Origin of the sequence: Pseudonocardia sp. Ae505_Ps2, from assembly GCF_001932425.1 — a bacterium.
Lineage (GTDB): Bacteria > Actinomycetota > Actinomycetes > Mycobacteriales > Pseudonocardiaceae > Pseudonocardia.
The window spans coordinates 1,626,676-1,647,848 of sequence record NZ_MCIP01000001.1 but is presented as its reverse complement, the minus strand read 5'-3'; the positions used below and the strand labels follow the sequence as shown (position 1 = coordinate 1,647,848).

The 21,173-nt window shown below is 74.8% G+C and carries 17 protein-coding genes; 9 read left to right on the top strand and 8 right to left on the bottom strand.

Annotation, left to right across the window (positions count from 1 at the left end; genetic code table 11):
* Position 1: 1 nt before the first annotated feature.
* Positions 2-1,129 carry an iron-containing alcohol dehydrogenase gene (locus Ae505Ps2_RS07735; protein WP_233147698.1) on the bottom strand — a complete coding sequence of 376 codons (1,128 nt, stop codon included), beginning with the start codon at positions 1,127-1,129 and terminating at the stop codon, positions 2-4.
* Positions 1,114-2,226 carry a mandelate racemase/muconate lactonizing enzyme family protein gene (locus Ae505Ps2_RS07730; protein WP_075309133.1) on the bottom strand — a complete coding sequence of 371 codons (1,113 nt, stop codon included), beginning with the start codon at positions 2,224-2,226 and terminating at the stop codon, positions 1,114-1,116. The genes Ae505Ps2_RS07735 and Ae505Ps2_RS07730 overlap by 16 nt, the downstream gene beginning before the upstream one ends.
* A gap of 169 nt (positions 2,227-2,395) precedes the next feature.
* On the opposite strand from Ae505Ps2_RS07730, the gene Ae505Ps2_RS07725 reads away from it, so the two are divergent.
* Positions 2,396-3,187 carry an IclR family transcriptional regulator gene (locus tag Ae505Ps2_RS07725; protein ID WP_233147697.1) on the top strand — a complete coding sequence of 264 codons (792 nt, stop codon included), beginning with the start codon at positions 2,396-2,398 and terminating at the stop codon, positions 3,185-3,187.
* A 4-nt stretch (positions 3,188-3,191) separates the two neighbouring features.
* On the opposite strand, the gene Ae505Ps2_RS07720 is transcribed toward Ae505Ps2_RS07725, so the two are convergent.
* Entirely contained in the window at positions 3,192-4,256 is a 1,065-nt protein-coding gene (locus Ae505Ps2_RS07720; RefSeq protein ID WP_075309137.1) for a LacI family DNA-binding transcriptional regulator, read from the bottom strand.
* 129 nt (positions 4,257-4,385) lie between these two features.
* On the opposite strand from Ae505Ps2_RS07720, the gene Ae505Ps2_RS07715 reads away from it, so the two are divergent.
* Positions 4,386-4,661, top strand: a complete 276-nt coding sequence (locus tag Ae505Ps2_RS07715; RefSeq protein ID WP_075309139.1) for a hypothetical protein — start codon at positions 4,386-4,388, stop codon at positions 4,659-4,661.
* Between the two features lie 24 nt (positions 4,662-4,685).
* Here Ae505Ps2_RS07715 and glf read toward each other — a convergent pair whose 3' ends face one another.
* Positions 4,686-5,912, bottom strand: coding sequence for a UDP-galactopyranose mutase (gene glf / locus Ae505Ps2_RS07710; protein ID WP_020624452.1), 1,227 nt, complete (start codon positions 5,910-5,912; stop codon positions 4,686-4,688).
* A gap of 109 nt (positions 5,913-6,021) precedes the next feature.
* On the opposite strand from glf, the gene Ae505Ps2_RS07705 reads away from it, so the two are divergent.
* From Ae505Ps2_RS07705 to Ae505Ps2_RS07685, 5 genes are all read left to right on the top strand, one after another.
* Complete coding sequence (locus Ae505Ps2_RS07705) at positions 6,022-8,106, top strand: DUF6541 family protein (RefSeq protein ID WP_075553529.1); 2,085 nt, start codon at positions 6,022-6,024, stop codon at positions 8,104-8,106.
* A gap of 134 nt (positions 8,107-8,240) precedes the next feature.
* Complete coding sequence (locus tag Ae505Ps2_RS07700; RefSeq protein ID WP_075309143.1) at positions 8,241-10,457, top strand: DUF6541 family protein; 2,217 nt, start codon at positions 8,241-8,243, stop codon at positions 10,455-10,457.
* A gap of 27 nt (positions 10,458-10,484) precedes the next feature.
* Positions 10,485-11,252: a class I SAM-dependent methyltransferase gene (locus tag Ae505Ps2_RS31820; RefSeq protein ID WP_075309145.1), complete on the top strand. Its 768-nt coding sequence runs from the start codon at positions 10,485-10,487 to the stop codon at positions 11,250-11,252.
* A 2-nt stretch (positions 11,253-11,254) separates the two neighbouring features.
* Positions 11,255-13,096, top strand: a complete 1,842-nt coding sequence (locus tag Ae505Ps2_RS07690; protein WP_170917017.1) for an arabinofuranosyltransferase — start codon at positions 11,255-11,257, stop codon at positions 13,094-13,096.
* Positions 13,097-13,131: 35 nt separating this feature from the next.
* A complete protein-coding gene (locus tag Ae505Ps2_RS07685; protein WP_075309147.1) occupies positions 13,132-14,739 on the top strand; it encodes a hypothetical protein in 1,608 nt (535 codons plus the stop codon).
* Here the strand turns inward: Ae505Ps2_RS07685 and Ae505Ps2_RS07680 are convergent.
* On the bottom strand, positions 14,732-15,616 hold the full coding sequence (locus Ae505Ps2_RS07680; RefSeq protein ID WP_075553528.1) for a glycosyltransferase family A protein: 885 nt from the start codon (positions 15,614-15,616) through the stop codon (positions 14,732-14,734). The genes Ae505Ps2_RS07685 and Ae505Ps2_RS07680 overlap by 8 nt on opposite strands.
* A gap of 84 nt (positions 15,617-15,700) precedes the next feature.
* Between Ae505Ps2_RS07680 and Ae505Ps2_RS07675 the strand changes: the two genes are divergently transcribed.
* Positions 15,701-16,768, top strand: a complete 1,068-nt coding sequence (locus Ae505Ps2_RS07675; protein WP_075309151.1) for a hypothetical protein — start codon at positions 15,701-15,703, stop codon at positions 16,766-16,768.
* 64 nt (positions 16,769-16,832) lie between these two features.
* On the opposite strand, the gene Ae505Ps2_RS07670 is transcribed toward Ae505Ps2_RS07675, so the two are convergent.
* Genes Ae505Ps2_RS07670 through pseB form a run of 3 tightly spaced genes read right to left on the bottom strand, consistent with a single transcriptional unit; the run spans position 16,833 to position 20,366 of the window.
* Positions 16,833-18,233, bottom strand: coding sequence for a lipopolysaccharide biosynthesis protein (locus Ae505Ps2_RS07670; protein WP_158071551.1), 1,401 nt, complete (start codon positions 18,231-18,233; stop codon positions 16,833-16,835).
* Positions 18,234-18,238: 5 nt separating this feature from the next.
* Positions 18,239-19,369, bottom strand: coding sequence for an aminotransferase class I/II-fold pyridoxal phosphate-dependent enzyme (locus Ae505Ps2_RS07665; protein ID WP_075309155.1), 1,131 nt, complete (start codon positions 19,367-19,369; stop codon positions 18,239-18,241).
* 13 nt (positions 19,370-19,382) lie between these two features.
* Positions 19,383-20,366 carry a UDP-N-acetylglucosamine 4,6-dehydratase (inverting) gene (gene pseB, locus Ae505Ps2_RS07660; protein ID WP_075309157.1) on the bottom strand — a complete coding sequence of 328 codons (984 nt, stop codon included), beginning with the start codon at positions 20,364-20,366 and terminating at the stop codon, positions 19,383-19,385.
* 78 nt (positions 20,367-20,444) lie between these two features.
* On the opposite strand from pseB, the gene Ae505Ps2_RS07655 reads away from it, so the two are divergent.
* Positions 20,445-21,170 (top strand): NTP transferase domain-containing protein, encoded by a 726-nt coding sequence (locus tag Ae505Ps2_RS07655; RefSeq protein WP_233147696.1) that lies wholly within the window; start codon positions 20,445-20,447, stop codon positions 21,168-21,170.
* Positions 21,171-21,173 lie beyond the last annotated feature (3 nt).

Below are 21,173 nucleotides of genomic sequence, written 5' to 3'. Positions count from 1 at the left end.
GTCACCAGGCCGCGTCGAGGATCTCCCGCACGTCGTCCTCGGTCGGTGTCCGCGGCGCGTTGGCCGTCACCGGGTCCACGACGGCGGCGGCCGCCAGCACCGGCAGCAGCTCCCGGTCCACGCCGAGCTCGTGGAGCGGGCGCCGGACACCGATGCCCTCGACGAGCGCGGCGATCCCGGCCACGGCGTCGCCGGTCCCCAGCGCGGCTCCGGCCCGGGAGTACGCCTGCGCCGCGGCGTCGGCGCTCCAGCGCATGACCTGCTCGTTCACCGACGCGAGCGCGATCCCGTGCGGGGTGCCCGTGTGCGCGGTGACCGCGTGCGCGATGCCGTGGACCAGACCGAGCCCGGAGACGGTCAGCGCCTGGCCCGCCAGGTGCGCGCCGAGCAGCAGCTGCGCGCGGGCCTCCAAGTCGGTGCCGTCGTCGACGGCGACGGGCAGCCACCGGCCCACCAGCGCGACGGCCTGCGCCGCGGCGGCGTCGGAGACCGGGTTGGCGCCGCGGGAGGCGAGCGACTCGACGCCGTGGACGAGCGCGTCGAAGCCGGTCGCGGCCGTCGCCGCGGGTGGCAGGCCGACGGTCAGCTCCGGGTCGAGGACGGCGACGCGGGGCCGGACCGAGGCGTGGCCCAGGTAGACCTTCCGCTTGGCGCAGGTGTCCTCGACGACGCCGAACCCGTTGGTCTCCGCGCCCGTCCCGGCCGTGGTGGGGACCGCGACCAGCGGCAGCCCGGAGGTCGGGGAGGACCACAGGTCGTCGGTGGCGCGGGCGCCGTGGTGGGTGGCGAGCAGCGCGATGCCCTTGGCCGCGTCGAGCACCGAGCCGCCGCCGATCGCGACGACCACGCAGGAGCCGAACGCGCGCAGCGTCGTCGCGCCGTGCTCGACGGCCGTCGTCGACGGGTTGGGGCCGATGCCGTCGAACACCTCGGTCCGCAGCCCGGCCGCGGTGAGGTCGCCGACGACCCGGTCGACGATGCCGGTGGCGCGCAGCCCCGCGTCGGTGACGACGAACGCCGCCGCTCCGCCGAGGCCGTCGACCAGCGCGGGGACCCGGGCGACCGCGCCGGGACCGAACTCCAGGGCGCAGGTCGCCTCGACCGTGAACCCGTTCACCGGACCCGCCACCGTGCGATCGCCTCCTCGTCGAGGGTGAACCCGAGGCCGGGGGTGCTCGGGACCGCCAGCATGCCGTCGTCGCCGACGGTCAGGGGCTGCGCCAGTGGGAAGTCGCGACGCGCCGGTGTCCAGTCCGGCGGGTCGTAGGGGAACTCGAAGTACGGTCCGCCGCCGACGCCGGCGCTGACGTGCAGGTTCGCGAGCACGCCGATCCCGTTGGTCCAGCTGTGCGGGGTGAACGCGCGGTGGCGCAGCAACGCGAGCTCGGCCAGCGTGCGGACCCGGCTCATCCCGGCCGCCAGGACGACGTCGGGCTGGTACACGTCGAGCGCGTCGCCGTCGAGCAGGCGCAGCAGCTCGCCGAACGAGCGCTGCATCTCCCCCGCCGCGATCCGCAGTCCCGGGTTGTCGGCGCGCAGGGTGCGCATGCCGTCGGCGTCGGCGTAGGGCAGGGGCTCCTCGACCCAGAACACGTCCAGCTCGGCGAGCCGCCGGACGAGGCGCCGGGTCGCGGCGAGGTCGGTGGCGGGGGCGACGTCGCCGGCCATCCGCCACGCCTGGTTGAGGTCCACCATGATCGCGAAATCCGTGCCGAGCGCCTCCCGCACCGCGGCGACGGCGGCGACGCCCTCGTCGGCGCGGTCCCGGTCGACCCGGATCTTGACCGCGCGGAATCCCTCCTCGGCGACCCGGTGCGCCACCTCGGCGCGCTCGGCGGGCGGGCGCAGCACGCAGAACGACGCGTAGGCGGGGACGGCCTCGTACGTGCCGCCGAACAGGGTCGCGACGGGCAGGCCCGCGACCTTGCCCGCGAGGTCCCACAGCGCCGCCTCCAGTGGCCAGTAGTGACCGCCGTGCAGCGCGCAGGTCTCGATCGCGCGGACGTGCCGGGCGATCGCGAGCGGGTCGGTGCCGACGAAGAGGTGCCGGTAGGCGTCGAAGCCGTCCATCGTGTCGCCGGAACCGATGCCGACGACGCCGTCGTCGGTGTGGACGCGGACGATCGTCGCGTCGAACACGGTGCGGGGATCGGGGTCCCAGGCGGCGCGCAGCGGCGGGTCCAGCGGGAGCCGAACCCGGTCCAGCGTGATGTCGGTGATCTTCATCAGGTTCGGGATCGTGTCGGGAGCTGGTTCCGGCTCGGGGCGCGATCGGGGGCGGTGCGCCCCGAGCCGGTTGAGCGCAGAATCTCCGACGGCCGCGCGGCCGCGCCAGGTCCGGCCGGGAATCGAGATCATCGTTGCGCTCAGGGCAACCGGTACTAGCGTGGCCGGGGTGCACAACGGCTACGGGCTCGGCCGCGACGTCGCGCTGCTGGAGGCACTGGCGTCGGACGAGGCCGTGCGCACCGACGGGCTGGGCGTCACCGCCGTCGCCCGGCTGACCGGGCGGGAGAAGAGCCAGGTCTCGCGCGCGCTGCGGGCCCTCGCCGACGCGGGACTGGTCGAGCGGGACGAGGACACGCTCGTCTACCGGCTGGGATGGCGGCTGTTCTCCCTGGCCGCGCGGGGGACGGACAGCCGGCTGACGGCCGTCGCCGAACCGGTGATGCACCGGCTGGCCGCCGCGACCGAGGAGACCGTGCACCTGTGCGTGCTGCGCGACGACGCGCTGCTGACGGCGCGGACGGTGTCCGGGCACTCGTTCCGCACGACCGGCTGGGAGGGCAGGCGCGCGCCGCTGCCGTGCACCTCGGCGGGCCGGGTGCTGCTCTCCGACGCCACCCCCGACGAGCTGTTCGTACGCTTCGGCGCCGTCGAGGACCTGGTGCCGGACTACCCGCGCTCGCGGGTGCGGACGGTCCCGCAGCTGTGGCGCGCGATCCGGGAGGCCGCCGAGCACGGCTGGGCCGAGTCGCACGAGGAGTTCGAGCCGGGCGTGGCCGGGGTGTCGGCACCGGTGCGCGACTTCCGCGGCCGGGTGGTCGCCGCACTCAACGTGTCCGGGCCGGTCACGCGCCTGGACGGCCGGTTCGACGAGGTGGGCCGGGCGACCGCGGCCGCCGCCGCGGCGGTGTCGGCGGAGCTGGGGTGGACACCGGGCTCCCGTCCCGGACACCACCGGTGAACGCTCAGGGCCGGCGGGGCCCGGTCGAGCCCCGGACCACCAGGTCGGTGGGCAGGACCACGGGGTCCTTCCGGACGGGGCCCGGCAGCAGCATCGACGCGGCCGCCCGGCCCTTCTCCCGGTGCGGCTGCCGGACGGTCGTCAGTGCCGGCCGCGCGAGGGCCGCGCCCGGGACGTCGTCGAAACCGACCACCGACAGGTCCCCCGGCACGTCCAGCCCGAGCGACAGGGCCGCGTCGAGCACTCCGAGGGCGAGCTCGTCGCTCATCGCCAGCACCGCGGTCGGCCGGGGGTCGCGCGCGAGCAGCGCGTGGGCGGCCCGCCGGCCCGCGTCCCGGCCGTAGGGGGCCCGCTCCTCCACGACCGCCGCGTCGTGACCGAGGCCGGCCTCGGCGAGCGCGTCCCGGTACCCGGCCAGCCGTCGACGGGTGCCCAGGAAGTGGGCGGTGGCCTCCCGCTCGGGCGACGGCCGACCCTCCCACCCGTCGGGGTGCATCGGCATGGCGACGACGCCGAACCGGCGGTGCCCGAGGTCAAGCAGGTGACGTGCGGCGGCCCGGGCCGCGGTCCGGTCGTCGATGCCCACGTGCCCGGCGCCGTCGTGCGTGGGGCCGTCCACGACGACGAACGGGAGCCTGCGTTCCCGGATCGTCTCCAGCGCGGCCCCGTCGGGCAGGTCGCAGTAGCAGATGACCCCGTCCACCAGGGCGACCCGCGCGATCGGCCCGCTCGGGCCGGGGATCAGGACCAGCGCGGAGTCCTGCTGCCCGCAGACCTCGCTGATGCCCTGCAGCAACAGGGAGGCCGCGGGGTCGGCGAAGGTGAACGACATCGGGTCCTCCAGGACGACGCCGATCGCCGCGATCCGCCCCCGCGCGAGGGTCGCCGCGACCGGGTCCGGCCCGGCGTAGCCCAGCTCGTGGGCGGTGCGGAGCACCTGTGCCCGCAGCTGGGCACTGAGCCTGTCCGGCCGGTTGTAGGCGTTCGACACCGTCGCCCGGGAGACACCGAGCGCCTCGGCGATCGTTGCCAGCGTGACCCGGCCGGCCCCCGTCTCGTTCCTGCCCACCCGACCAGTCTCCCGCGTGCGGTCCGCCCGACCCGGACGGGTCCCATGAGGTGAAGCGGTTCACTTCCCGATTCACCAGGAGGGCCGCGGCCTCTTGTGATCCGTAAGGTTAACCGGTTTAGTAGACGAATGCGATGGTGGCGACGGAGCACGACGACACCGACCGGGACCGCCGCGTCGGACGACGACCGGGAAGCCCGGATCCGGCGACGGCTGCACGCGGTCGAGACCGAGCGGCTCGAGATCCTGCTGGACGAACGGGTCCCGGGCCGCCGGCACCGGCTCGACGCGCTGGCCCTCGCCCGCGCCGACCTGCTCGACGACCTCACGGCACTGGGGGCCGACCCGCCCCCGGCGGCCGTCAGTCAGCGGACACCGTGCCCGGAGGCGGACAGCTGCCGATGACCCCCGGGCCACCCGGCCGGGCGATCAGTCCTCCGAGTCGGTGCCCGCCAGCGGGCGTCCCTCGGTGAAGTGCGGGACGAGCCGGTTCTCGTACATCGTCAGCGCCGATCCGATGGCCATGTGCATGTCGAGGTACTTGTAGGTCCCGAGCCGCCCGCCGAACAGCACGTTCCGGTTCGCGGTCTCCTTGCGCGCCAGCTCGCGGTAGCGCTCCAGCTTCGCCCGGTCGTCGGGGGTGTTGATCGGGTAGTACGGCTCGTCCCCGGACTCGGCGAAGCGCGAGTACTCGCGCACGATCACCGTCTTGTCCTTCGGGTAGTCCCGCTCCGGGTGCATGTGCCGGAACTCGAGGATGCGGGTGAAGGGGACCTCGGCGTCGTTGTAGTTGATCACCGAGGTGCCCTGGAAGTCGCCGGTCGGCTCGACCGACATCTCGAAGTCCAGGGTGCGCCAGCCGAGCTCGCCCTCGGCGTGGTCGAAGTAGCGGTCCAGCGGGCCGGTGTAGACGACCGGGACGTCGGCGGGCAGCTGCTCGCGCACCGCGAAGAAGTCGGTGTCGAGGACGACGTCGATGTTGTCGTGCGCCGCCATCCGCTCCAGCCACGCGGTGTAGCCGTCGGTCGGCAGTCCCTCGTGGGTGTCGTTGAAGTACCGGTTGTCGTAGGTGTAGCGGACCGGGAGCCGGGTGATGATCGAGGCGTCCAGCTCGGTGGGGTCGGTCTGCCACTGCTTGGCGGTGTACCCCTTGACGAAGGCCTCGTAGAGCGGGCGGCCGACCAGCGAGATCGCCTTCTCCTCCAGGTTCGTCGCCTGCCCGGTCTCGACCTCGGAGGACTGCTCGGCGATCAGCGCGCGCGCCTGGTCCGGGGTGTGCGCCTTCCCGAAGAACTGGTTGATCAGCGCGAGGTTCATCGGGAACGCGTAGACCTGCTCGCCGACCCGGGCGAACACGCGGTGCTGGTAGTTCGTGAAGCTCGTGAACCGGTTGACGTAGGCCCACACGCGCTCGTTCGAGGTGTGGAACAGGTGCGCGCCGTACCGGTGGATCTCGATGCCGGTCTCCGGCTCGGCCTCGGAGTAGGCGTTGCCCCCGATGTGGTTCCGGCGCTCCAGGACCAGGACGCGCTTGCCGAGGCCCTCGGCGACCCGCTCGGCCACCGTGAGTCCGAAGAACCCGGACCCGACGACGATCAGGTCGTAGCTGCTCAGGTCGTAACCGTTCAGGTCGGCACTGTCGACGCTCACGGCCATCAAGGGTAGGGCAGGCGTGATCCGGGGCACCCGGCGGCTTCGGTACCCTCGCAGGCAGGTCGGAGAAGCGGACGTATCCGGCACCGTCGTGGCCCGAGGAGAAGATGGCGTGAGCTGGTCGTCCGCCATCCCCCTGGTGGTCCTGGCCGCCGCCTGGGTCACGCTCCCGGGCCTGGTGGTCGGCCTCGCCGCCGGTCTGCGCGGGATCGCCGCCTGGGGCGCGGCCCCGATGCTGTCGGTCGGCGTGATCGCCGGTTCCGCGGTCGGCGCGAGCATGCTGGGCGTGCCCTGGAGCGGGGCCGCCCCGGCCATCGCGGCGGCGGCGTTCGCGCTGCTCGTGGTCGGTGTGCGACGGCTGGTGCTCGGCCTCCCGCTGCTGCCGCGACCCACCGTGGTGCGGGCCGCGGCGGCGGAGTCGGTCCGGACGCTGCTCCGCGGTGGACCCGACCGGCGCTGGACCGGGCTCGCGGCACTGACCGGGGTGGTGACCGCCGGCGCGCTGGGGTTCAGCGCGGCCGTCCGCGGGATGGCCCGGCCCGACGCGCTGTCGCAGACGTTCGACGCGAACTTCCACTACAACGCCGTCGCCCGGATCCTCGGGACGCACGACGCCTCGTCGCTCACCGTCGGCGGCCTGGTCAACTCCCCCGGCTTCTACCCCGCGGCCTGGCACGACGTCGTCTCGCTGGTGGCGCCGCTGGCCCCCGGCCCCGGCGAGATCGTCGTCGCGTCGAACGTGGTCGCGCTGGTCACCACGCTGCTGGTCTGGCCGCTGTCGATGCTGTTCCTCGTGCGGACGCTCGTCGGGCGCTCGGCCGGTGCGGCGCTCGCCGCCCCGGTGCTGGCGCTCGGCTTCGTCGCGTTCCCGTGGACGCTGGTCACCTACGGCGCGCTGTGGCCGAACCTGCTGGGCGTCTCGCTGGTCCCGGCCGCGCTGGCGGCGACGGCGCTCGCCGCGCGTCCGGGAGTCGGGCCGGACCCAGTGTCCCCCGCCCGGCCGGGCCCGTTCCCCCCGGGGCGGGTGGCGCGCTGGTTCCCGGCGGTGGCCGCCATCGTCGCGCTGGGGTTCGCCCACCCGAACGCGTTGTTCGGCGCGGTGGTCGTCGCGGTGCCGCCGATCCTGTGGGGACTCGTGGGCGCGGTGCGCCGCGGGCTGCGCGGCGGCACGTGGCCGACCGTGCGCGCGGCCACGGCGGTGCCGGTCGTACTCGCCGCGCTCGGCGGCGTCGGCTGGTTCATGTTCGCCTCCCCCGCCCTCGACGGGATCCGCGGCTACTACTGGGAACCGGAGTTCTCGGTCACCGACGCCGTGTGGAACGCGGTGCTGCACAGCCCCGAGGACAACGCCCCGGCCTGGTCGATCGCGGTGCTCACGGTGGCCGGCGCGGTGTGGGCGCTGCGCCGGGCCCGGACGTCCTGGCTGGTCCCGGCGCACCTGATGGTCTGCACGCTCTACGTCGTCGGCGCCACCACGTGGTCCTCGGTGTGGACCGGGGTCTGGTACAACGACTCGCCCCGGATCGCGGCGCTCGTCCCGGTCACCGCGGCCCCGCTCGCCGCGCTCGGACTGGTCGCGCTGTGCTCGCTGGCCCGGAGCCTCGCCTGCCTGGTCCGCGACCGCCTCACCCGGGCCGCACCCGCCGTCGCCGGGCTGCCCCGGCCGCGGGCCGCGGTGCTCGTCGCGATCGGCGTGATCGCGGTCGTCGTCACCTCGGGTGGACTCTACCAGCGCTCGCACGTCGACTCGCTCGCCGCGATCTACCAGACGCCGGAGGAGGTACTGGTCGGCCCGGAGCAGGCGCAGTTCCTGCGCGAGGCGGGTGAGCTGCTGCCCTCGGACGCGGTGGTGGCGCAGAACCCGTGGGCCGGTACCGCGATGCTGTGGCCGCTCACCGACCGGCAGGTGCTGTTCCCGCACCTCACCGGGGTGTGGTCGCCGGACCAGCAGGTCATCGCCGAGCGGCTGCGCGACGCGTCGAACGACCCCGCGGTGTGCGCGGCCGTCGCCGAGACCGGGACCGGGTACGTGATCACGGCGCCGCCGACGTTCTGGCAGCCGGACCCGCTGGCGCTGCAGTGGCCCGGCCTCGACGACCTCGCCGACGCCGACGGGTTCGAGCTGCTCGCCCGCGACGGCGACAACGCGCTCTGGCGCATCACCGCCTGCGACGCCGGCCGGGTCGTCGGCTCCTGATCACCCGGTCGGGCACGGGACCGGCAGGGCCGCACGGCCGCCGGTAGTCTCCGAGACCGGCCAGCGCCGGGAATCGGGTCCGGTGGGTCGTCGACGGCTCCGGGACCGGCGCCGGGAGAGGAGCCGCGACCTCGATGGCCGGACCCACCTGGCTGTCCGCGCTGCCCACCGCGCTCGTCGCGGTGTTCTGGGTGGTCGGGCCCGGTCTGCTCGTGCTGCGGGCGTGCGGGGTCCGGGGCGTCACGGCATGGGGTCTCGCACCGGTCGTGTCGACCGCGGTGATCTCGTCCACGGCCGTGCTGGGCACCCTCGCCGGGGTGCGCTGGGGGCCGTGGGTGCCGCTGGGCGTCGCGGTCGTGCTCGCACTGCTCGGCGGTCTGTTCCGGGTCTTCGTCGCCCGGCGCCCGCCCGGCAGCGCGCTGCACCGTGGCTGGCGGACGGCGCTGCGGTCGTGGGCCCCGGGCCGGCGGCTCCGGGCCGCGCTGGACCGCGTCCGCACCCCGAGGGGCCGGTTCGCCAAGCGCCCCGAACCGATGACGGCCGCGATGCCCCAGGTGTGGCGGACCTCGGCCCAGCGGGCGGGCGCCGACGGCCGCCGGGCGGGGATCGCCGCCGCGGCGGGCGTCGTCGTCGCGGCCGGGCTGGCGTGGTGGACGGTGGTGCTCGGCTTCGGCCCGGTGGACGGCCTGTCCTCGACCTACGACGGCGTCTTCCACTACAACGCCGTCGCCCACATCCTGCAGTCCGGCGACGCGTCGTCGCTGACGCTGGGGTCGCTGACGAACCCGTCGTCGGCGGTGGCGCTGTACCCGGCGGGCTGGCACGACCTGGTGTCGCTGGTCGCGATGCTGTCCGGCAGCGGGGTCCCGGTCGCGACCAACCTGACGGCCTGGGTCGTGGCGGGGGTGGTGTTCCCGCTGTCCGTGGCGGCGCTGACCCGTCAGGTCATGGGCCCCTCGTCCGGTGCCGCGCTGGCCGCGCCGGTGCTCGCGACCGGGTTCACCGCGCTGCCGTGGGCGCTCATGTCGTTCGGGGTGCTGTGGCCGAACCTGCTCGGGGTGGCGCTGCTGCCCGGGTACCTGACGCTGCTGCTGGCCGTCGTCGGGGTGGCCGAGCGCAGCGTGATCGGCGCGGGCGGGGCGGCGTTCACCCTGGTCCTGACACTCCCCGCGCTCGGTCTCGCCCACCCGAACGCGTTGTTCAGCCTCGCGGTGCTCGGCCTCTTCCCGGTGCTGTGGGGCATCGGCGTGCTCGCCCGGCGACGGCTGCTCACCCGCCGGTTCTGGCAGCCGGTGCTGGCCGCGGTCGGCGTCGCCGGGATCGTCGCCGCCGTCCTGTGGTTCATGACGGCCTCGCCGCTGACCGCCGGGGTCCGCAGCTTCGACTGGCCCGCGTTCACCGACGTGCCGACGGCGATCGGGCAGGTGCTGTTCAACTCCCCCAACGGCCGTCCCGAGCTCGTCGTGCTGTCGGTGCTGGTCGTCGTCGGCGCGGTGGCCGCGCTGCGGCACGTCGCGACCTCGTGGCTGGTACCCGCGCACCTCGCCTCCGGCGCGCTCTACGTGCTGGCCGCGGCCGACGACGGGAAGACCTCCGCCGCCCTCACCGGTGCCTGGTACAACGACTCCTACCGGCTGGCGGCGATGGTGCCCGTCACCGGGGCCGTGCTGGCCGTGGTCGGGCTGTGCGCCCTCGCGTCGGTCCTGCGCCACGTGCTGCTGCGGATCCCGCGCACCGCGACCCTGGCGCGGCGCCGGGTGGTCGCGCCCGCGCTCGCGGCGGCGCTGCTCGCGGTCGTCGTCGCCACGACCGGCGGGATGTCGGTGGCGACGCACGCCGACGTCCTGGCCGGGCCGTACCAGCAGCCCTCCGACCCGCTCCTCGAACCGGGGCAGCGCGAGTTCCTCGACGAGGTCGGCCGGATCGTCGGCCCCGACGACGTCGTGGCCGCGGACCCGTTCACCGGCGACGCACTGCTGTTCCCGCTGACCGGCCGCCGGGTCCTGTTCCCGCACCTCATCGGCAACTGGACCCCGGAGCAGACACTGCTGGCGACGCGGTTCCGCGACGTCGGGACCGACCCGGCCGTCTGCACGGCGGCCGCCGACCTGGGCGTCGACTGGCTGTTGACGGGGCCGATCACGTTCTGGCCGAACCACGGCGGCGCCCGCTGGTACCCGGGTCTGCACGACATCGCACCGGTGCCCGGGTTCGAGCTCGTCGCGACGGGCGGAGGCCAGGAACTCTGGCGGCTGACGGCCTGCACACCGGGCGCGCCGGCCACCCCGCAGGCCCAGGCGTTCGCCCCGCCCGGTCCCGACGCCCCGTCCCCGTCCCCGTACGGTGGGTGACCCCCCGACGCCCTCGACGGAGCCCACGTGACCGAACTCCCCGAGTACGAACGCTCCCTGCGGATGGTCGAGCGCCGCAGGCTCGCGACCGGCTTCGCGAAGCAGATCGCCATCACCACCGAACCCGCTCTCGACGTGCCGTTCCGTGACGCACGGGTGGTCGATCTCGGCTGCGGGTACGGCTACACCGCACTCGAGCTCGCGGGCCTGTGCCGGGAGGTCGTCGGCATCGAGCCGAACGGTGCTCTGGCCGCCGAGGCGACCCGCCTGGCCGCCGAGGGCGGCCGCGAGAACTTCACGTTCCGTGTCCAGGGCATCGGCGACTTCGGCCACGGCGACGACGCCGGGGCCTTCGACGTGGCCGTGCTCGACAACGTCCTGGAGCACCTCGACGACCAGCCCGACGCGCTGGAGCGGATCGCGTCCTGCCTGCGGCCCGGCGGCGTCGCCTACATCCTGGTGCCGAACCGGTGGTGGCCGATCGAGGCGCACTACTCGCTGCCGTTCCTCGCGTGGCTGCCGCTGCCGCTGGCGACCCGCTACCTGCGCTGGTCGGGACGCGGCAGCGACTACACCGACGCCAGCTACGCCCCGAGCTACCTGCGGATGCGCCGGCTCCTCGCGCAGCGACCCGACCTCGACGCGCGGTTCACCGTGCCCGGCGACGTGAGCCTCGCCGAGGGCGGCGGATCCCGGCTGTACTCGCTCGGGGTGGCGGCGCTGCGCCGGTTCCCGCCGCTGTGGGCGATCTCGAAGGCGTTCCTCGTCGTCGCCGTGAAGAAGAAGCAGCACTGACCGTGGCGCGACGGCTCCTCGCCGCGGCCGGCCTGGTCGTCGGCCCGGTCGTCGCCGTCGGGGTGGTGGCCGTCGGGCTGCTGGTCGCCGACCGGATCACCGTCCCGGCCGGGTCGAACGTGGGCCTGGCGCTCACCGCGACCGGCGGGGCGCTCGTCGCGGCGGTGCTCGCGGCCGCGGTGTGGGTCCGGTCCCCGCTGGTCGCCGCGCCGCTGGCGTGGGTGGGGCTGGCGGCACTGCCCACGGTGCCGCTGACGCTGTTCCTGGCGAACACCCCGCACTACCTGTTCGGGGTCGGCGGCGACCAGCAGTTCCGGGTCGCGTTCCTGACCCGGTTCGCGGACTCGGCGCGGCTCGCGGACTTCGCCTACGCGGACATGCCGCCGTACTACCCGGCCGCGTGGTTCTGGCTCGGGGGGCGGGCGGCGGCGCTGCTGGGCGTCGACGCCTGGGCGTTCCACAAGCCGTACTCGATCGCGACGCTGGCGGTCACCGCCGTGCTGACCTACGCGTTGTGGGCGCTGGTGACGTCCCGGCCGCGGGCGGTCGGGGCCGCCGTCGCCACCACCCTGGCCGGGTTCGTGACGCTGGCCGCGTACTCGCCGTACTCGTGGCTGACCGCGGCACTCGTCCCGCCGCTGGCCGTGCTCGGGCTGCGGCTGGTGCGGCGGCGCGGGGCCTGGGTCCGCACCGCACTCCTGGTCGGCCTCGTACTCGGCCTGGCCGCCGTCACCCACACCCAGATCCTGGCCTTCGCGGGATTCGTCCTGGCCGTGCTCGCGGTGGACGGCCTCGTCACCCGCACGACCGGCCCGGCCGGGCTCGGCACGACCGTGGCGGTGGTCCTCGCCGCGGCGCTGCCACCGGCCATGGTGCACTGGCTGCCCTACGTGCTCGCCTCGTCCGGGAGGCCCACCTACAGCGCGGGCCAGCACTTCCTCGCCGAGGCGGGCGCCCAGTGGCCGCTGCCGATGCTGGAGGCGACCCCCGTCGGCGCGCTGTGCCTGGTCGGGACGGTGTGGATCGTGGTCCGCGCCCGCACCTCGACGGTGGCCAGGGCGCTGGCGGTCACCGCGCTCTGCGGCTACGCCTGGTACCTGCTCTCGACGGTCGCGCTCGCCGCCGGGACGACGCTGCTGGCCTTCCGGATCCAGCCGATCCTGACCGCGGCGCTGGCCTGCGGAGCGGTGTGGGCCGTCGCCGAGGTGGTCGGGCGGCTGCGCGCGGGCGGGGCACGGGTGGGGGCCACGGCGACGGTCGTGACCGTGCTGGGCGCGGCGGTCGTCGTCGGGCAGGTGCAGTCGGTCCCGCAGGACTACGCGTGGACCGGGACGGCACAGGACTACCGCCCCGACGGGACGCGGCCCGACGGCTCGCGGGACCCGGCCGACGCGAACGCCTGGCTCGGGGACCTGCGCACCACGATCGACGGTCTCACCGGTCGCCCGCCGCGGGAGGTCGTCGTCGCGAGCGCGAACGCGACCCTGCTCAGCTACACGCCGTACTTCGCGTTCCAGGCCTCGCAGCCGCAGTACGCGAACCCGCTCGCCGACTACCCGGCCCGCACCGACGAGCTCCGCCGGTGGGCGGCCGCGACCGACCCGGGCCGACTGCTCGCCGCGCTGGACCGCGGCCCGGTGCGGGCGCCGTCGGTGTTCGTGCTGGAACGGGCCGCCGACGGGACGCTGCGGCTGCCGCTGGCGCAGGACCGCTTCCCCGACCCCCGCCAGGGTGCCGACCCCGCGGTGTTCGCACCGCAGCTGTTCGACGACCCGGCCTGGCAGCGGCGCGACGTCGGCCCGTACGCGGTGCTGGTGCGGGCCGGCGTCCCCGCGGTGCCCTGAGGCCGCGATCTCGTCGGTGCGCGAGAATTGCGCACATGTCGACCGCGACCGACGACCGCGACACCGCGGACACCCCGTCCGAGGGGTGGCCGACGGGGCGCCGCCGCGACCCGGCCGCGCGCGCCCGCCGGTGGCCGACCGACCGGCCGGTGCTGCTGGCCGCCGCGATCGTCGCGCTCGCGGTCGGGGTGTGGGCGTGCTGGTCGGTGACCGTCGACGACGCGTACATCACCTACCGCTACAGCGCGAAACTCGCGCACGGCTCCGGCCCGACCTGGAACCCCGGCCAGGACCCGGTGGAGGGGTTCACGAACTTCACCTGGATGGTGTGGCACGCACCGTGGGTGTGGCTCGGCGTGCCGCTGCCGGTGGTCTCGAAGCTGACCGCGGCCGCGTGTGCCGCGGCGATCGTGTGGGTACTAATCACCGAGCCGCGGACCCGCTCGGGTGCGGTGCTCGCGGCCGGCTCGTTCGTGCTGTTCCTGCCGACCTGGGTGCACGTCGACTCCGGCCTGGAGACCGCGCCGTTCGCACTGGTCGTGCTGCGCGCGACGGTGCTGGCGGCCCGGCTGCTGCGCGACCGGGACGCGGCGGTGCGGAGCTGGGAGATCCCGGCCCTGCTGCTGCTCGCGGGGACGCTGCGCCCGGACGGCGTGCTCGGCGTGCTGCCCGCCCTGTCGGTGCTCCTGTGGGTGCGGCGCACCGACCGGTCGGTGTGGGTCGCGACAGCGGGCGCCGCGGTGGTCGGCGGTGTCTACCTGGCCGCGCGATGGACGTACTTCGGGCACCTGCTGCCGAACACGTTCTACGTGAAGGTCGGGGTGGAGGCCGCCACCGACGGCCGCTGGATCCAGACGACGGCGGCCACCCTGCTCCCGCTGCTCGCGCTCGCCGTCGCGGCACTGCTGCGGCCGCGCACCGCGGCCCCGGCCGCGCTGGTGCTGGCGAGCTGCACCGCGCTGTGGATCATCCCGGCGCTGTCGGCGCCCGCGATGGACTACCTGTCCCGGTTCGCCTGGCACGGGTTCCCGATGCTCTGCCTGGCCGCGGCGTGGGCACTGGACACCGTCGAGGTCCGGCGGGTCGCGGCCGGTGCCGCCGCGGTCGGGGTCGTGTGGACGGCGGCGGCGGGCGTCCTCGCCCCGGACGCCCGGACCATGGTCAACTACGGCGACGACCTGCGTCGCTCCCACATCGCGATCGGGCTCGCCCTCGCCGACACCGACCTCCCGGCCGGCGAGCGGACCCTCGCGGTGTCCGACGCCGGCGCGATGCCGTACTTCTCCGGTTGGCGGACCACGGACTACATCGGACTCAACGACGAACGGATCGCGCACGGCGCGAACCCCACCGACGTGCTGCTGGCCGACGACCCGCAGGTCGTGGTGGTCACCAGCTCCTCGCCGGTGCCGCCGCCGGGGTCGTGGCGCACCGACCTCACACGGGTGCTCGCCGGCCGCGAGCTCGTCGGCGTCGCGCAGATGCGCCCCGAGTACTTCCAGCTCGTGTTCGCGAAGCCGGACGTCGCCCCGCAGGTGAGGGCGGCGCTGGACCGGCGCCTCGCCGAGGGTCGCGCGGTCACCGACGCCCGCCTCGACCCCGGCTACTCCCGCTGGCTGGAGCGGATCCTCGGCATCAGCTGAGGCCGAGGGTGTGCCCGGCCAGGGCACGCAGCGCGGCGGCGTCGCGGCGCAGCACCGCCCCGGGCAGCTGGACGGCGGCGTTGAGCCGCGACGACACGTGCGCGCGGGCGGCACGGGCGGCACGGGGCAGACCCCGGGCCTCCATCCGGTCCGCCTCCGCCGCGAAGTAGCGGCGCTCCTCGGCGAACCGGTTCCCGGCGACCGCACCCGATCCCGAGTCGCTGGAGCGGTGCCGCCGGTAGCGGAAGCAGACGTGGTCGTCGACGACCATCGTCCCGCCGTCGGCGATCACCACGACCGGCAGCGCCAGGTCGAACACGTCCGCGGACTCCGGAAGCGCGACCTGCGCCACCGCGTCGGTCCGCCAGCACAGCGACGGGTTGTACAGCCAGTTCCCCCGCAGCAGGCTCATCAGAAGGTCCTCGCCGCCGACCGCCCGCGGGCCGGATCCGGACGGCGCGAGCAGCGCCTTGACCCGGTCGGCGAGCGGGCGAACCGGACGGTCGTCGGCGTCCATCACGGCCACGCCCGGCTGCACCACCGCGGCGTCCGGCCAGCGCTCGTGCAGCGCCAGGACGGTGTCGAGGTAGTCGGGCTCCATCAGGTCGTCGGCGCCCATCATCACGAAGTACGGCAGCTCGACCGCCTCGATGCAGTACCGGTTGTTCGGCTGCGCGCCGAGCCGCGTCGCGTTGCGGCGGTACCGGATCCGGTCGTCGCCCAGGCCCGCGAACCAGGGCCCGATCGAGTCGTCGGGGTAGCCGTCGTCGACGACGGTGAGCCGCCAGTCGGTGCGGCGCTGGGCCTGCACGCTGCGGACCGCGCGGCGCAGGAGCTCCGGGTCGCCGTAGAAGGGGAGCATCACGTCGACGGGCACGCGCCCGACGGTAGCGAGCCGCACCCTGGCTAGGATCACCCGGCCTCACCGGCCACGACACCAGCCACGACCCGGAGCACGGCGATGGACATCCAGAACCACTACTACGGCCACTCGGCCGTCCTCGCCGCCTACGCCGGACTGTCCCGGCCCCGGCACATCGCCGGTCTGCTGCAGCACGGCTGGACCGCGGTCTCCCCCGTCGCCGCGCACTTCGCGGACTTCCCGACGGTCGGCACCGACCCCCGCCGGCGACGGCTGCTGGTGTGGTCGCACGGCTGCCGCGGCTGGTCCCCCGCCGACGAGGACCGCGAGACCACGCCGATCGGTGCCCCGGTGCTCTACCTGGAGGCGCTGCTGCGCGCGCAGGGCTGGACGCCGTCGGACCGGCTCGGGCCGGTGTTCGTCCCGTTCCACGGCACCCGGCTCGTCCGCGTGACCGGCACGCACGCCGACCTCGCTCGTCAGGTCGCGAGGGTCGACGGCCCGTCGACGGTGTGCCTGCACCACGAGGACATGACCGACCCGGAGATCACCACCGCCTGGCGCGACGCCGGGCACACCCTGGTCACCGCCGGGCGGCGCGACGACCCGCACTTCCTGCTGCGGATCATGCACCTGGTCGGGAACGCGAGCCGGGTCTCGTCGAACCGGCTGTCGACGGCCGTGCTGTACGCGGCCGCCGTCGGCACCCCCGCCGGGGTGTGGGGTGACCCGCTGACGTTCGGGGCCCAGTCGTCGTCGGCGGTGGACGAGCTGCGCGCGACCTGGCCGGAGTTCCACACGGTCGATCCCACCGACGGGGCCCGCCCGGAGTCCGGCGCCGCGGAGGCCGACGCCGCCGCGACCGCGCTCGCCCGCCGCGAGCTCGGCGCCGAGCACCTGCTCGACCCGGACGCGCTGCGCACCGTGCTCGGCTGGGGCCGCACCCCGAGCGTCGGGCCCGGCCTGCAGTACTACGCGGCGTCGCCGCTGGCGAAGGCCGCGATGGTGCTCGGGCTGACCCAGCGCTCCGCGGCCAGCACGCAGGCCATGTCGGCGGGCAGCTCGAACCCGCTGCTGTGGCTGCGCCACCCGCTGGCCGCGCTGCCGAAGCCGCTGCCGCGCGGACTGCCCACGCCGATCGCGACCGAGGAGCCCCTCGACGCCTGACCATGATCGCCGGGAGCGGAGCGGAGGACGCAGCCGACTGCTCCCCGCGCTCCACTCCCGGCGATCATGACGGTCGGAAGATCCGGCGGACCAGCACCAGCAGGGCCACCCCGAGCAGCGCGGCCAGTACGAACCGCACCGACAGCCACAGCGCGCCGTCGGACGGCAGCAGCACCCCGGCCCCGCACACGACGACGCCGACGGCCAGCGGCCCGGCCAGCACCGCCTCCCGCCAGCGGGTCGGTGACACCCGCCGACGCAGCAGCGACGTCCCGGCCGCCAGGGCCAGATAGATCAGCGGGAACCCGGCGGCGACCGCGGTCAGCGACCCGGTCCGGGCGAGCAGCACCGCCGCGACCACCCCGAGCACCAGGCTGACCGGGCTCGCGATGGCGAGCCCGCCGCTGCGGCCGGACGCGAACACCAGGTGCACGTTGGCCAGGTAGACGACGCTCACCACGGCGCCGAGCGTCGCGACCGCGGTGACCGGCACCAGCTGCTCGGGGGCGAACGAGGCCGGGGCGAGGATCCGCAGCAGGAACGGGGCGAGCAGCGCGACCCCGCCGGCCAGTGCGGCGGTGACGACGCCGACGTCGCGGGCGGTGCATTCCAGCGCGGCGCCGCGGGCATCGGGGGCGGTCCGGTAGATGACCGGCGCCCAGGCGTTGTTCAGCGCGGAGACGATCATGGCGGGGGCGGAGCCGAGGAGCAGCGCGATCTGCATGCGGCCGCCGTCGGCGACCCCGAAGTAACGACTCACGATCAGCACGAGCGCGTTCTGCACGAGCAGCAGCGCGACCAGGTGCGGGACGGCGGGCAGCCCGATCCGCAGCGCCCGGCCGAAGTCGCCCCGCGCGGTGCGCGGGCGGCCGCCGCGCAGCGCGAGCACGAGCCCGATCACCGCGGCCGCGAGGTAGCCGAGCAGCAGGCCGAACAGGTAGTCGTCGGCGTCGCTCGCCCGCCACGCGACGAGCGCGAGCCCGGCGAGCGGTCCGCCGAGCGTCGCCACCCCGGACATGACGACGAACGGCACCGGCCGGTCCTGCACCCGCAGGAACGCCTGGGCGTTGAGCACCACCACGAAACCGGCCGCGGCCAGCCCGGCGAAGACCAGGCCGGCCCGCCAGGGCACCGACAGCACCGGGAGGCTCCACCAGGGACCGGCCAGCACCGCGACGACGACCACCACCAGCGACAGCGCGCTGCCCTGCAGCACCAGGGCGCGTGCGCCGTCGGCGCCGGAGCTCTCCAGGATCCCGTGCCGGGTGATCGACGACGCCAGCCCGAACCCGACGACCATCGCGCCGACCTGCACGAGGATCAGCCCGACCGCGACGACGCCGTACTCGGCGTCGCCGAGCAGCCGGGTCACGAACGGGGTGACGACGACGTTGGCGAGGATCGGTGCGACGCTGCCGAGGGTGTAGAGCGAGCCGCGCCCCAGCACCTCGCGACTCGCGTCCACCGAGGTCACCCGCTGTGTCCGAAGAAGGTGCGCACCAGACCGGCGACCCGGTCGACGTCGGCGTCGGCGAGATCGGGGAACAACGGCAGCGAGATCTGCTGGGAGTAGTACTCCTCGGCGTTCGGGCACAGGCCGCGGCGATGGCCGAGGTCGGCGAAGACCGGGTGCCAGTAGGCGGGGATGTAGTTGACCTGCACCCCGATGCCGTGCTCGCGCAGGTACTCGAACAGCGCGCGGCGGCGGCCGTCGAGCACGCGCAGCGGGTAGAGGTGCCAGGCGGGCTCGGCGCCGTTGCGACGGACCGGGGTGCGGACCTCGGGCACGTCGGCGAGCGCGGCGTCGTAGCGGGCGTGGATCTCCCTGCGCCGCGCGGTGAACGCGGCCAGCCGGGTGAGCTGGGAGGATCCGAGCGCGGCGAGCAGGTCGGGCAGCCGGTAGTTCAGCCCGAACGCGTGCACCTCCTGGTGCCACGGGCCCTCGTCGGGGAAGCGCTGCGCGTCCTTGTCGCGGACGAGGCCGTGGTTGCGGAACGACCGGGCACCCGCCACGAGGTCCTCGCGCGGGGACACGACCGCGCCGCCCTCGGCGGTGGTGAGGTTCTTGGTCGGGAAGAAGCTCAGCGTGGTCAGGTCGGCCAGGTCACCGACCGGGCGGCCGTGCCAGGTGCCGCCCACGGAGTGCGCGGCGTCCTCCAGCAGCAGGGCGCCGGCGTCGTGTGCCAGCGACCGCAGCGGTCCCGTGTCGATCGGGTGGCCGGCGTAGTCGACCCCGGCCACGACGGTCGTGTTCGGTGTCAGCGCGGCCTTCGCCGCGTCCGGGTCGAGGTTCCCGGTGTCCGGGCTGACGTCGGCGAACACGACGTTCGCGCCGAGCAGGGCCGCGGCGCTCGCCGTCGCGACGAAGGTCAGCGGGGCGACCACCACGTCCTGGCCCGGGCCGACCCCGGCCGCGGCGTAGGCGACGTGCAGCGCCGCGGTCCCGCTGGTCACGGCCACCGCGGGGTTCCCGCAGACGGCCGCGAGGTCGTCCTCGAACCGGGTCACGGCCGGGCCGGTGGTCAACCAGTCGGTCCCGAGGACCGCCGTGACCGCCTCGACGTCCTCCGACGAGATCGACTGCCGGCCGTAGGGGAGCATCAGGCGCCGCCCATCAGTCGAGCGCCTCGACCATCGCGCGCAGCTGCTCGGGGGACAGCCACAGGTCGTTGGTGTCCGACCGGTACGCCTGCCCGTCCGGGACCGGTTCGCCGTCGGCCGGGGAGGTATAGCCCCAGCCGGCGATGTAGGGCTCGACGACGTAGCGGTCGGCCAGCTTGAGGGTCCGCCGCGAGTCGTCCGCGGCGATCATCTCCTCGTGCAGCTTCTCGCCCGGTCGGATCCCGATCTCGTGGGTCGCGGCGCCGGGGGCGATGGCCTCGGCGAGGTCGGTCATCCGCATCGACGGGATGCGCGGCACGTACAGCTCGCCGCCCTGCATCGCGTCGAAGGAGTCGATGACGAACTGCACCGCGTCCGGCAGGGTGATCCAGAACCGGGTCATCCGCTTGTCGGTGATCGGCAGCGACTGGCCGTCGGCGGCGAGCTTCTTGAACAGCGGGACGACCGACCCGCGGCTGCCGAGCACGTTGCCGTAGCGGACCACGGCGAACCGGGTCTCGTAGGCGGCGGCGTAGTGGTTCGCGCTCACGAACAGCCGGTCCGCGCACAGCTTGGTGGCGCCGTAGAGGTTGATCGGGCTCGACGCCTTGTCCGTGGACAGCGCGACGACCTTCTTCACCCCGGCGTCGATCGCGGCCTCGACGACGTTCTGCGAGCCCTCGACGTTGGTCCGGATGAACTCGAACGGGTTGTACTCGGCCGTGTCCACCTGCTTGAGCGCGGCGGCGTGCACGACGTAGTCGACGCCGTGCATCGCGCGGCGCAGGCGCGGCTGGTCCCGGACGTCACCGAGGAACCAGCGCAGCCGCGGGTCGTTGTCGAACAGCGACCGGCACTCGTACTGCTTGAGCTCGTCGCGCGAGAGGATCACCAGCCGGCGCGGCTCGTAACGGTCGAGCAGGGTGCGGACGAAGGCCTTCCCGAAGGACCCCGTCCCGCCCGTGACCAGGACCGACGAGCCCTTGAGTACCGACATCACGCCTCCAGATCTGCGGAATTTCGTCCGCCCGGCATGATGGCACGCGATCGATCGGACGAATCGAAGCAGGTACGGGTGCGGGTCAACGCGGTCATCCAGGCGCGGACGGGGTCGACGCGGCTCCCGGGCAAGGTGCTCACCGATCTCGGCGGCACACCGGTGCTCGACCGGGTGGTCGCGGCCGCCCGCGCCGCCTCCGGCGTCGACCGGGTCGTGGTCGCGACCTCGACCGCCCCGGGCGACGACGCCGTGGCCGAGCGCGCCGCGACGATCGGCGTCCCGGCGGTGCGCGGCTCCGAGGACGACGTGCTGGCCCGCTTCGTGCAGGCCGTCGACGAGCACCCCTGCGACGCCGTGGTGCGCCTGACGGCGGACTGCCCGCTGCTCGACCCGGCGCTGGTGTCGCTGGTCGCCGCGGCCTGGCGGTCCGCGCCGGAGCAGGACTACGTCGCCACCACCCTGGTGCGCACCCTGCCGCGCGGCCTGGACGTCGAGCTCGCCCGCGTCGACGCGCTGCGCGCGCTGGCCGGCACCGCGACCGGGTACGACCGGATCCACGTGACCTCCGGCCTCTACGGAGACCCGGACCGGTTCCGCTGCCTCGGGCTCGTCGTCGCCCCGGCCGCCGACGACCTGCGCGTCACCCTGGACACCGTCGACGACCTGCACGCCCTGACCGGGCTGGTCGAGGCCCTGGACGGGCGCACCGGGTGGCGGACGGTCGTCGATGTGCTGCGGTCGCGGCCGGACCTGGTGGAGCGCAACGCGCACGTCCGTCAGAAGTCCCTCGCCGAGGGGTGAGCG

Excerpts from the sequence above, each read along its gene's own strand:
- Ae505Ps2_RS07730 (WP_075309133.1), bottom strand. The coding sequence starts at position 2,226 with ATGAAGATCACCGACATCACGCTGGACCGGGTTCGGCTCCCGCTGGAC.
- Ae505Ps2_RS07715 (WP_075309139.1), top strand. The coding sequence starts at position 4,386 with ATGCGATGGTGGCGACGGAGCACGACGACACCGACCGGGACCGCCGCG.
- glf (WP_020624452.1), bottom strand. The coding sequence starts at position 5,912 with ATGGCCGTGAGCGTCGACAGTGCCGACCTGAACGGTTACGACCTGAGC.
- Ae505Ps2_RS07700 (WP_075309143.1), top strand. The coding sequence starts at position 8,241 with ATGGCCGGACCCACCTGGCTGTCCGCGCTGCCCACCGCGCTCGTCGCG.
- Ae505Ps2_RS07685 (WP_075309147.1), top strand. The coding sequence starts at position 13,132 with ATGTCGACCGCGACCGACGACCGCGACACCGCGGACACCCCGTCCGAG.
- Ae505Ps2_RS07675 (WP_075309151.1), top strand. The coding sequence starts at position 15,701 with ATGGACATCCAGAACCACTACTACGGCCACTCGGCCGTCCTCGCCGCC.
- Ae505Ps2_RS07665 (WP_075309155.1), bottom strand. The coding sequence starts at position 19,369 with ATGCTCCCCTACGGCCGGCAGTCGATCTCGTCGGAGGACGTCGAGGCG.
- pseB (WP_075309157.1), bottom strand. The coding sequence starts at position 20,366 with ATGTCGGTACTCAAGGGCTCGTCGGTCCTGGTCACGGGCGGGACGGGG.